Here is a 17,849-nt window from a genome sequence, read left to right on the forward strand (position 1 = left end):
CCTCTTGCAAAAGCGCTTAATACCCTACTTCCTTCTAAGAGCCTTTAGGAGTGGGGTTCTTATTTATTAGGACTTACGCACAGGTAACAGAAAATCGAACCACAGAGGCACAGAGAACACGGAGGAATAAGAGTTTGAGAGGTATTTTGCGTAAGTCCTATTTATGATTTATGCAGGAAGTCTAATATTGAAGAATAATTTAGGTGCAAAGCCAAACATACTCCAATTGTGAGAAAATCCAGTAGGCTTTAACCTGTCAAGAATGATATTGCTATAGTCAAGCACAGTTAAATACTAACAAAATTGCTCATATCAACTGCACCTAACAGAAGCACATCTAAAAATAGAAAATTACCAATGCTTGCCAAGGTTCGATCGTGCCGCGTATGCATGAAAAAATCTGTTAATACAATCGCAATCGTTGTGATGATGCCACAATAGCCAAATTGTAACTCTAGGGGTGCGCGATGTCTACGACGGTCACTGAGCGCAGCCGTACCACTTCGTGGAAGCAAGCTACGCGGAGCGTCTCGTAGATAAGTGCGGATTACGCTTACGCACTGGTCTAACAAGGAAATGACACTAAGTTCAAATACAGCCTCGATCCTGTAAGGCTCTGCCTCCAGTGACTTTACCATAGGCAACAGTCCTCTCGAAATATATTTCCAGTCTTAAGACTGGAAACGAATTCAAATTACACAAATCTTTAGGATTTTATTCGTCTCATGCGTCTAACAAAGCTTTTAACTTATTGGCAATTATTTGTTATATATAACTACAGAAACCACTAAACAAATACCAATATGCAAAACCAACTCTATCTGTACAAAGATTTTCGATTTTATTCTGGTCAGAGAATAAAAGAAAGTTAATTATTCTTTTTTCTATTTATCAAAAAATCTGCTGGAGGGTAATACTATAGTATTGTTATTATGAATACAGAGCGACTGTCCTCCAATCTATATAATTACGTAGAGAAAATCTACTTATTCCTTAGTAATTTCCAACTAAAACAACTGAAAACATAAGGTACAAGGATATCAGATAATTTTTGGTATAATTTTGATGTAAACGTCATCAAATACATCTAGTACTTATTAAATATTCTCAAATATTCTCAAATATTCAAACTTAATAGTAAAGACCTGTAGCAATCAGGTTTGTTCAAGAATATATTCCCATTCTTGATATTTTGACCTGGTTTTGTCAGCATTAGTGAATGAAACTATAAAATTCCCAAATTCCATGTTTGAAATTGTTTACTTTATGCATTTGAAGGAAATCAAATTCATACTCTTAATCAGCAATGCCGTTTTATAATGGGGAAGTAAAGACGTAATTTTTTTCCCCTCTAAGTTTAGGAGAAACTCATCAATGGCAACTTCAATATCAATCTCTTACGGTAGCGGCAGTGTTAGTGCCAGCTCTAGTAGTCATAGCAGTAGCAGTAGTAGCAACAATGGTCAGAGCGAGAGCGATATCGTTAATGTTAGTGGTGGCAACAGTACCCTTGTAGGTGGTGGTGGCAACAGTATCCTTAACGGTGGTGGTGGCAATGATAGCCTCTTTGGTAATGCTGGCAACGATATCCTAAATGGGGGTGCTGGCAACGATAAGCTCAATGGCGGTACTGGCAACGATATCCTCGCTGGCGGTACTGGCAAAGATACTCTCATCGGCGGTGATGGGAATGATACCCTGGCTGGCGGTAGTGGGAATGATATCCTCACTGGAGGATCGGGTAATGATGTTTTCAAGTACAACTCAATTTCTGATAGTCCACTTTCGTCACGTGACTTAATCACTGACTTTCGTGGAAACGGTAATTTGCCAGGCGATCGAATTGATCTATTTGATATCGATGCCAACTCCACTATTGGGGGCAACCAAGCTTTCACTTTTATTGGGAGTGCCCAATTCTCCGCACCCGGTCAAATCCGTTATTCAGGAGGTATTCTGCAAGGGAATACTGATGGGAATCTGTCGGCTAATTTTGAAATTCGCCTTATAGGAGCACCACAAGTAGTGTCCAGTGACCTCATTCTTTAATTTAATATTCCTGCCTTGAAAATAAGGCAGGAGGCAGAGCGCTTTTAGCGTCTCCCTTTCTCCCAAAGGAGAGGCTAGCGCCAAGGGAGAAGGCAGAAGGCACTAGAGAATGAAAGTATCTCTTTCCCAGTCCTCAGTCCCTAGTCACTATTTTCAAGGCAGATATAATTTTGAAGAATAACTCTAGTGCAAAGTTAGAGTATCTTCATCTTTGCACCGGAATCAATATCAATATACTAAGCTATAAATGTGGAAAGTCAGAGCCTCAGCTTGGGGCAATGACTTTTTTTCATATTTAAATTTGTATTGCTATTTCTAGTATTTCCGGCACTCTAGATGCCTAACACACAAGAATCATCCCTATTTTATACAAACGCTTAGATGAAGATTTATTCTAATTAGGGCTGACCAAAAGACACGGTGAAACATAGAGAATTACTCATATTCGATCGCACCGCCCAGGCATGAGAAAATCATCAGGTAATACAATCGCAACTGTTGCGATGATGGCACGGAAGGAAAAAAGATGTCGGAGAATTTGAGAAGCCAAATTGTGACGCAAGGAGTGCAGCGATCGCCTAATCGAGCTATGCTGCGTGCAGTTGGTTTTAAAGATGAAGATTTCAATAAAGCCATTGTGGGCATTGCCAATGGCTACAGTACGATCACTCCCTGTAATATGGGGATAAATCAACTGGCACAAAGGGCAGAGGTGGGGATTAAAACCGCTGGGGCGATGCCGCAAGTGTTCGGCACAATTACCATTAGCGATGGGATTTCAATGGGAACAGAAGGGATGAAATATTCCCTAGTGTCGCGGGAAGTGATTGCCGATTCCATTGAAACCGCCTGTACTGGACAAAGTATGGATGGTGTGCTGGCTATTGGCGGTTGTGATAAAAATATGCCAGGGGCAATGCTGGCGATGGCTCGGATGAATATCCCGGCTATCTTTGTTTACGGTGGTACAATTAAACCCGGTCACTACAACGGACGCGATTTAACTGTTGTCAGTTCTTTTGAAGCTGTTGGTCAATACAGCGCTGGAAAAATTGACGAAAAGGAATTATTAGAAGTTGAAGGTCGAGCTTGTCCGGGTGCGGGTTCCTGCGGAGGAATGTTCACAGCTAACACCATGTCTTCAGCATTTGAAGCGCTGGGGATGAGTTTACCCTATTCTTCGACAATGGCGGCAGAAGATGCCGAAAAAGCCGACAGCACGGAAAAATCAGCATTCGTTTTAGTCGAAGCCATTCGTAAACAAATCTTACCCCGCCAAATTATTACCCGCAAATCCATAGAGAATGCCATCTCTGTGATTATGGCAGTCGGTGGTTCGACCAATGCAGTACTGCACTTTTTAGCGATCGCCCGTGCTGCTGAGGTAGATTTAACTATAGACGACTTTGAAACTATCCGCGCCCGCGTTCCCGTTTTGTGTGATTTGAAACCAAGTGGTAAATATGTTGCTACAGATTTGCACAAAGCTGGTGGCATTCCGCAAGTAATGAAGATGTTACTTGTGCATGATTTATTACACGGTGATAGCCTCACCATCAGCGGTCAAACCATTGCAGAGATATTAGCAGACATACCAGAAGAACCATCTGCCAATCAAGATGTGATTCGTCCTTGGAATAACCCGATGTATCCTCAAGGACATTTAGCTATCCTCAGAGGTAATTTGGCAACAGAAGGGGCTGTCGCCAAAATTACTGGGGTGAAAAAACCAGTAATTACTGGGCCTGCACGAGTATTTGAATCCGAAGAAGCTTCTTTAGATGCAATTTTGGCTGGTAAGATTCAAGCTGGTGATATTCTCATAATCCGCTACGAAGGGCCTAAAGGTGGCCCTGGAATGCGGGAAATGTTGGCTCCCACTTCGGCAATTATCGGTGCAGGTTTGGGTGATGCAGTGGGATTAATTACCGACGGACGTTTTTCTGGCGGTACTTACGGCATGGTAGTTGGTCATGTTGCACCAGAAGCCGCAGTTGGTGGGGCGATCGCGCTTGTAGAAGAAGGCGATAGTATTACTATTGATGCACCCGCTCGTTTATTGCAGTTGAATATATCTGAAGAAGAATTGGCTCGTCGTCGTGCCAACTGGCAACCTCCGGCTCCGCGTTACACTAAAGGCGTGTTGGCGAAATATGCCAAATTGGTATCTTCTAGCAGTATTGGTGCTGTGACAGATTTGGACTTGTTTTAGTTAACCTGACAACTGTGGCGCAAGTTTGCCTACCTTTAACAAGGGGCTTCAGCCCCTTGTCTGGTTATTTGAGATGGTCGCTGGATTTACGCTGTCTTGTAATAGTTTGATCTAGCGATCGCTTCTAAAGAAGTTGCAAGGACAAACTCGTAACTTATTTTGCGATCGCAAGCGTGTAAAACAAATTGCTGTATCGAAACAACTTGTCAGATGAAATACTGTTGATTGCCTCTAAGTTTTGCAGCTATTGAAGAGAGATATTCTGTGTTTATACCAGATTTTTGCCTGAATTTTATGAATTTTTGGAAAAATCTTGAAAAAGTTTCAGGAAATTTACATAGAAGAAGTGATGTCAATCGATATACTACAGAAATATTATTGACCATCAACTGCTGAAAAACCTAAAAGGGCACAAAATGAGTTCTGAATCTAATGTCAAACTGACGATCGCTCTTAGTAATCCAGATTTAGATGCAGAGGAGCAAGAACGGGAAACACGGAATTTGCTACGAGAAATCAGAGACTTAGATGTGGAAAGTGCTGAACTAGTAGCAGTTACAGAAATACCCAAAGGAGCCATGTCTGTTGGCGGTTTTCTGGTGGGGGTGTTGCAGGCAGAGGTGAGCCTTGCCAATTTTAAGAAATTGCTGGGATTTTTGGGCGATCGCTTGGGTAACAAAACTATTGAATTGGAAGTTGAAGCTAACGGCAAGAAGCTCAAGGTGAAAGCTAGCAGTCAGGAAGAGTTAAATGCCGCCATTGAACAAGCTCAAAAGTTTATCGCAGGTAGCTAAGAAATTTCAGCAGTAAGGAAGAATAAATAAGATGGTGAAAATAGCACTGCTAATAGGAGTTAGTGAGTATGAGTCTGGTCTAACCCCATTGCCAGCAGCGGCAAAAGATGTCGAAGCCATGCAGCGAGTTTTGCTGCACCCAGAGATTGGCGGTTTTAATGATGTAGATGTAAAAGTACTGATAAATCCTCAACAATATGAGATGGCGGTCGCGATCGAAATCTTGTTTGATGATCGTCAAAAAGATGATCTTGTGCTGCTATTTTTCTCTGGTCACGGCATTAAAGACGAGGAGGGCAAGCTTTACTTTGCAGCTCATAACACCCGCAAAACCGATAAGGGAGTACCAGCTAGGGCAACAACAGTGCCAGCTAGCTTTGTGCATGATGTCATGAACAAGAGCCGTTCCAAACGTGAGGTAGTGATTCTCGATTGTTGCTTTAGTGGCGCATTTGCTGAGGGAATGTTAGCTAGAGATCATGGTTTTGTAGATGTTAAAAACCAATTAGGTGGAGAAGGACGAGCTGTTTTGACATCTAGTACCTCAACCCAATATTCTTTTGAACAGCAAGGCTCGGATACTTCAACTTACACCCGCTACATAGTTGAGGGACTAGAAACTGGTGCAGCAGACCGGGATGAAGATGGTTGGATTTGTGTTGATGAATTGCACGAGTATGCAAAAAGTAAGGTTCAAGAAGCTGCTCCTGCAATGAAACCAGAAATATATGCTGTCAAGGAAGGTTATAAAATCAACCTTGCCAAAGCACCTATTGACGATCCTGAACTCAAATATCGTCGAGAAGTTGATTATTGGGTAGAAAGTGGTAACGATGAAATTTCTGTTGTTGGTCGTGCTGCTTTGGAAGGTTTACAAGAAAGGCTGGAACTATCACCTGAACAGGCTGCTGCAATTGAAACTCTGGTTTTAGCACCTATCGAAGGCAAAAAGAAAAAATTGCAGCGATATGGGCTAGCATTCCGCGACAAAATTAGACAGGGGTTTCCTCTTAGCGAGAAAACTGCGGCGGATTTAAAACGTCTTCAACAAGCGTTAGGACTCAGAGATGAAGATATAGCCCTAATTGAAGCTCCGATAATTGCGGAACAGCCGTCTACTCCAGTTCTAGTAAATCATCCACGTCTCCAAGATAGCAGTTTTCTCCAATATCTTAAATATATAGGAGCGTGCATCATCGGCGTAGTTATTGGCGGTACTGTAATATACATTCTTCGGAAAAATATACCTTCCCTAATAGTAAACTTATGTCCCAAACAGAATTATATTTCGGGCGACAGCATTAGCTTGGGCGAAGAAATTTTAGAAAAACAAGATACGAACTCAGATAAAGAAGTTGGAGCGCAGGCATTTGCCAACGGTGATTGTCAGACTGCTATTGATAAATTCAATTCATATCGCAAAAATCATCCCACAGATCCAGAAGCATTAATTTACTTGAACAATACTGAGGCTAGAGAGAAAGGTAATTCTCTCAAAATTGCCGTCAGCGTACCTATTGGTACGGAAAAGAATATAGCAGAAGAGATGCTACGCGGTGTCGCTCAAGCTCAAAATGAAGTGAATAAAAATGGAGGCATTAATGGCAAAGCTTTGGAGGTGGCGATCGCTAATGATGATAATAACCCAACAATTGCCCCAGAGATTGCCACTAAGTTTGTTCAAGATCCTAGCATTTTGGCTGTAGTGGGACATAATGCTAGTGATGCTTCCTCATCCGCAGCCCCAACGTATCAAAGAGGTGGGTTAGTGATGATGTCTCCTACTAGTTATGCCCAAAACATTACTAGTTCTGGGGACTATATCTTTCGTACTGTTCCTAATATTCGCCCGATAGCAGATAGGATCGTTCTTTATGCTATCAACAACATGAAGAAAACCAACTTTCTCATCTGTGTCAATCGCAATACAGATAATGTTTCGTTTAAGAGTAATTTGATTGAAGCAATAAAAAATGCTGGCGGTAGTATTAATCCCACAGATTGCAATATTTTGGCCTCTCAATTTGACCCTAATGCAGTCATTGCTCAAGCAAAGAATAGTGGTGCTAATGCTTTGGTATTAGGTCTATACATAGACAGAAGTAGGGACACCAACAGGCAAGGTATAGCCTTGGTAAGAGCTAATCAAGGTCAGTTAACTTTATTTGGTACTCCTTCACTGTACACGCAAGAAAGCTTACAGGAGGGTAAGGACATCAATGACATCATAATCCCTACACCCTGGCATCCCACAGCATTTCCTAATAATCCATTCGTACAAAAGGCTAATGAGTTGTGGAAAGCTCCAGTAAGTTGGCGAACAGCGACGACTTATGATACAAGCAAGGCAATCATTGCAGGTTTACAGAAGAGTAATACCCGCGAGGAACTGCAAAAGACGCTGCACAGTCCAGATTTTTCAGTTGAAGGTGCAACCGGAAAGATTCAATTTTCACAATCAGGCGATCGCATAGACAATAAAAATAATATATTCTTAATGAAAGTTCAACAAATACCTGGTACTAATAAATATAAGTTTGAGCCTATTAAACTTAAACCTTGATTTTGCAGCTAGCTTTACTTAATAGCGATCGCACTTATTTGTTGTGAGGTTTGGAAATAGCGATCGCACTCAGTTTTTTATTTATAACAACTCGATAAATTCATCAAAAAAGCCAAAATCTCTCACAACATATCTGGATTTTCCCCCAATTCTCTCAATCTAGCCGCTAAACGAGCCACCTGTGCAGCAGCCGCTTCTTCTCGTATAGCAGCAGCTTCTGCTTCTGCAACTGCGGCTTGTGCTTGTGCAACAGCAATTTCCGCTTGCGTGACTGCGGCTTGTGCTTGTGCAGTTGCAGCTTCGTCTGGTAACAAAACCAAATTGCCAGCTACATCGTAAAACCGCAACCATACCGCCGTTTCTCTGTCTATTGTTCCTTCATACGTTCCCAACCATAAACCTAACTTTTGACACCACAACCAATCACGCTCATTTGGTGTCAAAGATTGATATTGCTGATTATGATCTAAATGCCACCCTTGCAAAGAAGTCAGGTCAAAGGGGTCATAAACAAAATAATCTGAAGTATGAAAAGTTTGTTCGTAAAGGTCTTTCTTAACAGTCTGATCTATTTTGGCTGTAGATGGTGACATTAATTCTACAATCACATCAGGATAACGACCGTTTTCTTCCCACACTACCCAACCTTGACGAGAATTAGTGCCGTCCACATTCAGAACAGCAAAGAAATCGGGGCCACGGAAATCCTGGTTACGTACTTGGGCGCTGCTGTAATAAATAAACATATTGCCACCAGTAAAAAAATCATTCCGGTCAGCCCAAGCTTGCTGCAATGACCGAATCAACACATTCATGGCAATACGGTGGCGATTTGATTCCAAGGGTTCTCCGTCATCAAAAATTAAATCTGTGGGCGGTGTAGGGTGTTCCCAGTCTAGAATGGCTCTTGGGTTGTTTTCGGTAGTCATGAGCGATCGCCTTTCTCAGAAAGTCTTAGAGGATGTTTTAAAAGTAATTTGCTGTGATTTTAGGCACTTATTGATCCCCTAGCCCCCCTTAAAAAGGGGGGAACCGGAATCAAAGTCCCCCTTTTTAAGGGGGATTTAGGGGGATCTAAAACCTTTTGTTACCGAGAAGAGGACTTTTCAAACATCCTCTTAGCTCGACTTTATCCAAAATTCAGAGCTTGGTTCTCTTGATACGGCAAAAATCCTAGCTTTTTAGCAAAAGCTTTTTCGATGTCACTTATTCTCGGTGAAATCAAAAAAGTAAAACTACCGCCCCACAAAGATTTCAGCGTCAGCTTGAGTGTTGCCAAAAAATGGATAAAGTCGAGCTTAGATTTCTATCATAAATTATTCTTCACCCAATCTCTAAAATTACGCATAGCTTGACTTCTCCCAATTGTTAAACATTGCTGTACATATCTATTAACTAATTCAACAATTGGAATATCAGGAAAATTAGGACTAGATTCAGATGTTATATACTTTCCTTCTTTTAGCACAGAAATTTCTAAACCTTGTTGTGTATGTCGCCAAAGTTCAGGAACTCCCAAAATTTCATAATTATCAAATCGAGTGCGAGAAGTAATATCAATTTCGATTGCTAAATCTGGTGGTGGATCTATATTTAAATCAATGCGATTTTTCCCAATTACAGCAGCTTGATTTTGAATATAGAAACTGGTATCTGGTTCTACTGCTTGCCGCATTTGCTCATTTTTAAGAGTTGTAGAACCAAAAGGCTCAAAATCAATTTGGAGTATTTCTAACAAGATTTTGACTAAATCACCAATAAGTTCTTTATCTTTTTCGTGTTCTGGTAGGGGAACCATAATTTCTAACCAACCATGACTATAAGAAATACGTGCAGCACGTCTTTCTCCCATTTCTGCTAAAATATTTTCTAACTGCTGCCAACTAACATCCTTGAGCAACATTTGTTGCCCAGGCTTAACAATAATTTGTTGCAGTTTTAAAAGCATATTACCTCAGAGAGTTGATGTAGTAATGATTGTATGCAGCAGATTGAATTTACAAATCAACTTTCTTAAAGTATATCGCCTCTGACTATAAGTGTATAAATTAGCTAAAAGAAATCATCGATATAAACTTTGGCTATTTCAATGTTATCAATAATTTTTACTTGCTACTTGTTAAAGGAATACCAATGCTAAACTCTGTTCCATATCCTGGAGTAGAATCAACTTCAATAGTTCCTCGATGTTTATCTACAACAATTTGATAAGCGATCGCCATTCCTAATCCGATTCCTTTACCCACAGGTTTAGTAGTAAACATATAGTCAAATACTCGTTGCTTTACCTCTTCTGACATCCCAATACCATTATCGGAAATTTGAATGATCGCTTGTTTTTCATCAGTGAGTTCAGTCTGAATGCGAATTTGTCCTTCATTCTTTACTAATGACTCTTCTATAGCATCAATTGCATTCACTAGAACATTCATAAACACCTGATTGAGTTGCCCTGCATAGCATTCTACTAGAGGTAAATCACCGTACTTCTTAACAATCTGAATTTCTGGTTGATTAGGTGTGGCTGTCAGGCGATGATTCAGAATCATCAGAGTGTTGTCTAATCCTTCATTAATGTCTACAAATTTCATGTCTGCCTCATCAAGGCGCGAGAAATTACGCAGCGACAACACAATTTGACGAATGCGCTTGGTTCCCACTTGCATTGATGCCATTAATTTGGGTAAATCTTCTGCTAGAAACTCAATATCAAGGTCTTGGACGCGATCGCTAATTTCGGGTGTAGGATTTGGGTAGGTTTGTTGATAAAGCTTGAGCAAATCGAGGATGTCTTGGCTGTAAATGCTGGCATGGTTGAGGTTGGCATGAATAAAATTGGCAGGATTATTGATTTCATGTGCCACCCCAGCCACTAATTGTCCCAGGCTAGACATTTTTTCGGTGTGGATGAGTTGAGCTTGGGTATTTTGCAATTCTTTCAGGGTTTTGCTGAGTTGTTGCGCCTGCTGGCTAGAAACAAAGGCGCGATCGCGAATCTGTTCGTATAGCTGCACCTGTCGCCATGCACTAATCAACCCAACCAATAACAATCCTCCCAAAACTGTAGCCAACAGGTTCAACGCCTGTAATGGCGATTCAATATTTTCTTTTGGCACAATTAACGCTACTGACCAATTTGCCTCTCTCAGGGGAGTGTAAGCAACATAACTCCACTTACCATCCAGTTGAAGCAATTCAATATTTGTGCGTTTAGCTACCATTTTTTGGCTAATTTCAACTAATCTGGGATTGCGCGAGTTCAGAAAACTCTTGGCAGCTTTTTCGGGTGTACCAATTAGTTCCGTGTTGGGATGGGCGATGGGAATTCCTTGAGAATTCAGGGCAAAAGCATAGCTGCCTTTACCTTGATGTAAATTGCTGATGACCTCAACGACCCGGTTAATTGGAATTCCTCCCATTAAAACACCTGCTGGCTTTGTACCTCTTTCGGCAGGAATCGGCGAACTAATCTGAATCTGTAACTGTTTGGTTGTGCGTCCAATAATTGGATCGGCTGCTATAGTTTCACCCGTCATACTCCGCTGAAAAAATTCTCGGTCTTTAACATTGAGATGATCTCCGTAAGTATTGATTAATGTACTATCTGATGTAGCCAATGCCATGAGCAAAAACGTTTGCAGCCGCTTCAATTCAGATTGCAAGTAAGGTTCCATCACAGGCCAATCTAGCGATCGCACCACAACAGAATTTGCCAAAGTCTTAATTTCTGTCTTCCGAATGGCTAACCAGTTATCGATATCATCCTCACCTTGCCGTGTTTTTAACAGTGCTTGTTCCTTGAGACTATCGAGCAGCAATCCCTTAACAATCTTGTAACTAGTAATAGCTGTGGCGCTAATGCTAATGGATAGAATCACCACAATTGATAATAATAGTAAGTTGCGCGATCGCCATTTAACTGAGTAGTATTTTTTGTTGATTATTGCACTCCATCGGTGATTTATTTTCAACCAGATTTTCCGCAATTTAAGTATCATCGTAGCTTTACTCCAAGTTAAAATTTAAAAAGTAAAAATAAAAAGTGCCGAGTAAAGTAGAAATTACTCAGCACGGGCTAAACGCCCCGCTACCGCTAAGGGACTTCCAAATAAAAAAATCTCCAACTATTTATTGTGGGGTGGGCGTCTCGCCCGCCCAGTAACCAAAGGCGGGCAAGATGCCCACCCCACAAGATTGGATAATTTATTTCTTGGAAGTCCCTAACAGCACTCATAACTCAGCACTAATTATTGTTGTTGAGTAGAGATTTGAATGACAAACTCTGTCCCTTTTCCCAGTTCGGAAGTACAAGAGAGCGAACCGCCATGTGCTTCTACCACAATTTGACGAGCGATCGCTAACCCTAATCCAGTGCCTTTTCCGACAGGTTTGGTGGTGAACAAATGGTCAAATACTTTTTGTTTAACCTCTGCTGACATCCCCACGCCATTATCAGCAATCTTAATCAAAATATTCTGACCTGAGTCTGCTACACAAGTTTGAATGGTGATGCAATTGGGGTTAGCAAGAATCGCTTCTAAACTCCGTTCTGCATTGTATTGTTCAAGTGCATCAATGGCATTTGCTAACAAGTTCATAAACACCTGATTAAGTTGTCCAGCAAAGCATTCTACTAGAGGTAGTTTGCCATAATTCTTCACCACCTCAATTGCCGGACGGTTTTCGTTAGCTTTTAAACGGTGTCTCAGAATCAGAATACTGCTGTCAATACCCTCGTGAATATCAAAGGGAACTTTATAATCTTTATCTGCTCTAGAAAATGTTCGCAAACTGGTACTAATACTGCGAATACGGCTAACACCCAATTTCATCGAGTCTAGCAATTTAGGTAAATCTTCACGTAAATAATTCAGGTCAATGGCATCAATTTCATCTTGAATATCTGAGCCGGGATTAGGAAATTTTTCTTGATAAAGATTAATTAGACCGAACAAATCCTTGACATAATCTTTGGCTGGTTCTAAGTTGCCAGCAATGAAGCCGACAGGATTGTTGATTTCATGGGCAACACCTGCTACCAAGTTACCAAGAGCAGACATTTTTTCACCTTGTATTAATTGTAATTGCATCGTTTGGAGTTCTTGCAATGCTTGTTCTAATTGTTGCTTTTGCTGTTGCAGCAATTTTTGCGATTGCTGGTATTTAGTAATGTCTTCAGACGTTCCAAGGATGCCAAAAACGTTTCCTTCTCTATCTTTTAAAGGAATTTTATTTGTATTAGACCAGATTTGTTTTCCATCTGCTTGCTGTAATGTTTCAATAATATTGAGTTCAGCTTCTCCAGATTCCATAATGCGGCGATCGCACTCTACATACCAATCTGATTCCTCGCGAGTCCAAGATAAATCGTAGTCTGTTTTAGCAACAACATTTTCTGGTATTCCTACACCTGAAGCTTGAGCAAACTTATGATTACAGCCTAAATAAACACTATTGCGGTCTTTCCAGAAAACAGATTGGGGGATATTGTCCATAATTAACCGCAAGAATTGTTCCGTCTGTCCCAAGTTTTCTAAAGTATTTTGTGCTTGCTGATAAAGTCGGGCATTTTCCAGGGAGATTGCAGCTTGAGTGCATAATAGATTGAGAATTTCGACGCGATCGCTAGTAAATGCTCCACTCATCAGATTGTTTTCTAAATATAAAATCCCTAAGAGTTTCCCTTGATAGAAAATTGGCGTACACAGCAAGCTTTTAGGTTGCTGACGAATAATATAGGGATCGGCTATTAGCGCCGGATACAGATACAATGTTGTATCAAAAATAACGGTAGGTTCCAGGCTGCGTTTGACAGCGTAAATTAGGCTATGAGGAACGTCTGTACTATCTTCCACAAAAATGGACTGTAACACTGTTGATTGCTGCCCAACCTGAGCAGTCGCCTCAACTAGCAATCTACCTTCTTTAAGTAGTAGTAACGCACACTTATCTGCTCCAGCATTTTCAATCACCACTTGCAACAGCTTCGTAAGTAATTTATCCAGTTCAATTTCACTGGAAAGAGTCTGAGAGGCTTTTAAAACTGTTGCCAAATCTAGCATTACTGATGTGTTGCTGCTAGAGGTTACTGATTTATGAATGCTTGGGTGGAAGGTACTAATGCTGTCAATATTTGCGAACGTCTCATTGGATGTGAGTAGTGAACGCTTCTGTTGTAAAATCGGGGCTAGCAGTTGTGGATAACGTTGTTCTAAATCATCGACTTTGGCTTTAGCACCCCAGCGAGTGTAACAATAGTAAGCATTAATCAAATATTCTTGAGCTATGCGTTCTTTGCCCCATTCTAAATAGAACTTGGCTGCAAGTTCGTTGGCGAGAGCTTCTTCATTAACGTATTCATTTTCTTTAGCTTTAGCAATGGCGCGATCGTATGATTCGATTGCATCCATATACTTGCCAGAAATTCTTGCTATTTCCGCAGATAACAATAGATATCGATGTAGAAAGTTGTCTGGGCAACTATTAGCCCAGGTTTTCTGAATTTGTTGATGCTCTCGAATAATGTCCCAATACTGCTTTTTCTTCTCTAATGTCACATTGGGATAGAGAGCTATCAAACTGAGTGGATAATAGAAGTAATACTGAATAATTGGGAAAAAACCAGAGTTACAAGCAAGAGTTTTTTCAGCTTCTTCTGCTGCTTCCGCAGCATCTGCATAGCGCCCATAAAGGTACGATAATTGGATTTTGAGAAAGCAATACCAATTAATTCCATGTTCAAAGTTGTTCTTCTGTCTCCACACTTCGATATAAGGAATATCTTCGTTATTGCGATCGTCTAATAAATCGGTGGTTTTAGATATATCTTGCAGGTTTAATAAGAACTGCCGCTGTAAAGTAAAGGCATACAGCATATTGGCATCATTAACCTGTTGGACATAGCTCAGATATTTTTCAGTTTCCGCATAAACATCCGAAAGGCGATCGCCTTTAATTAACATCGCCCAAATCAAAAACGAAACCGCCCAAACACCAAACACCAAATTTCCAGTTTCTTGACAGATTTGGAATGATTGTTGAGAAAGCGGCAAATTCGTTTTTAAATGCTGATTGTAGGGATTTGTAGTATGTGCAAAGATATTATTGGTCTTAAAAATAAATTGGGTACTATTGAAGTGACGATCGAGTTTTAGTGCTAATGTACCAAACTCATAAGCCGTTTGATAATTTCCTTGATTTGCCAAATTCATTCCATATAAACAGTAAGCAAAACCAGAGCTTTCTGCATTGCCATATTTCAACGATAAACCGATCATTAATAGAGGAGCCAAGCAACTGAGGTATTGATCTCCTCCCATATAAGCTGCTGCCCAAAGGTCAGCTAAAATAGCCATACAAACCTTCTGATCTCGATCTGTCATCTCAGGCAGATCGAATAAATCTGATATACGAACCGTTTGCAGTTTAGCTTTTAATTCTTGAAGTTCAGTTTCGATAGCAGCTTGCTGTTCTTCAGAAGTAACTGGCAGATTCATCCCCATGATGCTCAAACCTTTTACTCCAGCTTCAATACTAGCTGCTATATTTTCCCCCTGAGTCATTTTCAGATACATCTGAATCCTATAAATATCTACTTTTTTGAACCTATCTTGACTTTGAGCTAATGCTATTTCAAATAATCTTTCGGCTTGGTCAAAACTACCAGTTAGATATTCACATTCTGCGGATTCTCGATGTAATTCAAACGTAATATTATAATTAATTAACCAACTTTCATCTATTAGTAATTCTCTGCCCAAGGTGAAATACTTAAGAGCTGCTTTATAAGCAGTAGAAACTTTTGCCTTCTTACCAGCAATTAGATTCAGTTGAGCCATTTCATATCTTTGGGATTGTTCATCAATTATGTCAATTCCCTCATTTAGCTGATTAACAATATCAAAAATACTAGCTTCAAGCGCTTCAGGTAGTGTATTGCTTAACAGTAATTGCCCAATTTTGAAATGAGTAGCTTTTCGTTGAGATTCAGGGATAAGAGAATAAGCCGCTTGCTGAACACGGTCATGAAGAAATCTGTAAGAGCAAGAGTCAGGAGAATTGTATTGCTGAAATTCTGAATTCTGAATTATAAATTCAGACTCATCATGGTAGAACTTATAAACCTCATTGGTAGGAATAATCAACCCATCTTGCACAGCTTTCCAAAAATCAGTAGCTGTTTCCAACCGTGATTTTTCATGAACGATCGCTAATGTCGCTAAATCAAATTGATTTCCTACACAAGCTGCTAACTTCAAAACTTCTTGAGTTTCTGTTGGCAACTTCTGAAGTTGAATTGCCATGAACTCTACGACATCATCGGTAAGAGCGAGCGATCGCACCTGAGCAATATCACATTCCCAATAACCACCATCAAAATTAAATGTAATTAGTCGATCTTGATGTAACGCTTTGAGAAACTGCGTGCTGAAGAAAGGATTACCTTTAGTTTTGCTCAATAATAATTCTGTTAAAGGTGTGGCTAAAGCTAAAGAGCAACTCAATGTATCTGCAACCAAATGATTGATAGAAACCCGATCGAGGGGTAATAAGGTAATCGTATTGACTGTGGCATCTAATTTCTGAATCTCTTCCAAAGTCAGCATCAGCGGATGTACTGGGTTGACTTCGTTATCTCGATAAGCACCAATTAACAGTAGATAGCGGATGTCAGCTTCGCTCATTAACAAGTGCAGTAACTTTAAAGAAGCAGAATCTGCCCATTGCAGATCGTCAATAAAGATCGCCAATGGATGTTCTAATGCAGTGAAGACTTGAGTGAATTTCAAAAACAGCAAATTGAAGCGATTTAGTGCCGCACTTCCAGACAGTTCCGGCGCAGGTGGCTGTTTACCAATCATACTTTCCAGTTCTGGAATCACCTCAATCATCACTTGTCCGTTCTCACCCAAAGCAGAAAGAATTTTGGACTTCCACCGCTCGAATTGGGCGTCAGTTTCACTCAGCAGTTGCCCGATTAAGTCTCGAAAAGCTTGCACAAAAGCAGAGAAAGGGATGTTGCGCTGGAATTGGTCAAATTTACCTTTAATGAAATAACCCCGTTGTCGCACAATTGGCTTGTGGACTTCGTTCACCACAGCAGTTTTGCCAATACCAGAGAAGCCTGCTACCAACATAATTTCAGTGCTTCCCTGACTGACTCTCTCAAAGGCATCCAGTAAATTTTGAACTTCGGCTTGGCGACCGTAGAGTTTTTCTGGGATGATAAAGCGATCGCAAATATCCCGCTCCCCTAATTCAAAAGATTTAATCGAGCCAATTTCCTGCAATTGAGACAAACATTTTTCTAAATCAAATTTCAGCCCTAATGCACTCTGATAGCGATCTTCAGCATTTTTCGCCATCAACTTCATCACAATCTCACAAAGAACATCGGGAATCTCTTCTTCCCTCCTGCCTCCTGCCTCCTGCCCCCTGCCCCATGCCCCCTGTCCCCTGCCCCCTAATTGTTCTGGCTGCTTGGCAATATGACAGTGAACTAACTCCATCGGATCGTTAGACTCAAAGGGTAGGTATCCAGCCAGCAATTCATAGAAAGTAACGCCAAGGGAATAATAATCACTGCGATAGTCGATTCCGCGATTCATCCGCCCGGTTTGTTCTGGGGAAAGGTAGGCGAGAGTACCTTCTAAAATATTGGGACTGTAAATTTCTTGGGTTTCTCTAGGTAAAAGAGAGGCAATACTAAAGTCAATCAACTTGACTTGCTTAGTTTCCGGGTTGATGAGAATGTTGGCTGGCTTGATATCTTTGTGGATAATTCGATGGCGATAGAGTCCGTCAAGAGTATTACTCAAAGCGATCGCAATATCCAAGAACTCTGTCAGAGTATATTGGTTGCTCCCTATTTTTTGGTTGAGCCAATCTTTGAGGGAAATGCCGCCAAAATCCTCCATCACCAAAGCATAGCTGTTGCGGTAAGGTTCCAGACTGTAGGGACGAACAATACCGGGTAGGTCAAGATTTTTAGCAATAGTGTACTGATTACGGAACAGCAGCAGTTCATTGAAGGTAGGATACTCTTGCTGGAGCAGTTTAATCACAACCGGAAGTCCATCCGCCTCTCGAATAGCACGGTAAACTAAGGTTCTAGAGCCTGCATAAAGTTGTTCGCTAATTCGATAGTTCAAAAACTTGTCCATCGGCTCAACTGCTGTATTCATACTTCATCAACTCTTGTGAAATCAGCTACTTATTTAAAGTAGTTTGC

9 protein-coding genes are annotated in these 17,849 nt (G+C 40.7%); 4 read left to right on the top strand and 5 right to left on the bottom strand.

Annotated elements, in window-relative coordinates:
- Window positions 1-287: 287 nt before the first annotated feature.
- The gene (locus tag ACM0OX_RS19425) at window positions 288-638 is read right to left on the bottom strand and encodes a hypothetical protein (protein WP_414516685.1); all 351 of its coding nucleotides are present in this window, start codon (window positions 636-638) and stop codon (window positions 288-290) included.
- 736 nt (window positions 639-1,374) lie between these two features.
- Here ACM0OX_RS19425 and ACM0OX_RS19430 point away from each other — a divergent pair.
- The 4 genes from ACM0OX_RS19430 (at window position 1,375) to ACM0OX_RS19445 (ending at window position 7,618) form a co-directional block, all read left to right on the top strand.
- Window positions 1,375-2,049 (top strand): calcium-binding protein, encoded by a 675-nt coding sequence (locus ACM0OX_RS19430; RefSeq protein WP_414516686.1) that lies wholly within the window; start codon window positions 1,375-1,377, stop codon window positions 2,047-2,049.
- 526 nt (window positions 2,050-2,575) lie between these two features.
- Window positions 2,576-4,261, top strand: coding sequence for a dihydroxy-acid dehydratase (gene ilvD / locus ACM0OX_RS19435; RefSeq protein WP_414516687.1), 1,686 nt, complete (start codon window positions 2,576-2,578; stop codon window positions 4,259-4,261).
- 416 nt (window positions 4,262-4,677) lie between these two features.
- Window positions 4,678-5,055, top strand: coding sequence for a hypothetical protein (locus tag ACM0OX_RS19440; RefSeq protein WP_414516688.1), 378 nt, complete (start codon window positions 4,678-4,680; stop codon window positions 5,053-5,055).
- A 31-nt stretch (window positions 5,056-5,086) separates the two neighbouring features.
- Complete coding sequence (locus ACM0OX_RS19445) at window positions 5,087-7,618, top strand: caspase, EACC1-associated type (RefSeq protein WP_414516689.1); 2,532 nt, start codon at window positions 5,087-5,089, stop codon at window positions 7,616-7,618.
- A 122-nt stretch (window positions 7,619-7,740) separates the two neighbouring features.
- Here ACM0OX_RS19445 and ACM0OX_RS19450 read toward each other — a convergent pair whose 3' ends face one another.
- The 4 genes from ACM0OX_RS19450 to ACM0OX_RS19465 form a co-directional block, all read right to left on the bottom strand.
- Window positions 7,741-8,547, bottom strand: coding sequence for a Uma2 family endonuclease (locus tag ACM0OX_RS19450; protein ID WP_414516690.1), 807 nt, complete (start codon window positions 8,545-8,547; stop codon window positions 7,741-7,743).
- 380 nt (window positions 8,548-8,927) lie between these two features.
- Complete coding sequence (locus ACM0OX_RS19455; RefSeq protein ID WP_414516691.1) at window positions 8,928-9,566, bottom strand: Uma2 family endonuclease; 639 nt, start codon at window positions 9,564-9,566, stop codon at window positions 8,928-8,930.
- A 157-nt stretch (window positions 9,567-9,723) separates the two neighbouring features.
- A complete protein-coding gene (locus ACM0OX_RS19460) occupies window positions 9,724-11,616 on the bottom strand; it encodes a sensor histidine kinase (RefSeq protein ID WP_414516692.1) in 1,893 nt (630 codons plus the stop codon).
- Window positions 11,617-11,865: 249 nt separating this feature from the next.
- The gene (locus ACM0OX_RS19465; protein ID WP_414516693.1) at window positions 11,866-17,802 is read right to left on the bottom strand and encodes an AAA family ATPase; all 5,937 of its coding nucleotides are present in this window, start codon (window positions 17,800-17,802) and stop codon (window positions 11,866-11,868) included.
- Window positions 17,803-17,849 lie beyond the last annotated feature (47 nt).

This window comes from Nostoc sp. PCC 9305 (assembly GCF_963920915.1).
In the GTDB taxonomy this organism is placed as follows: Bacteria; Cyanobacteriota; Cyanobacteriia; order Cyanobacteriales; family Nostocaceae; genus Nostoc.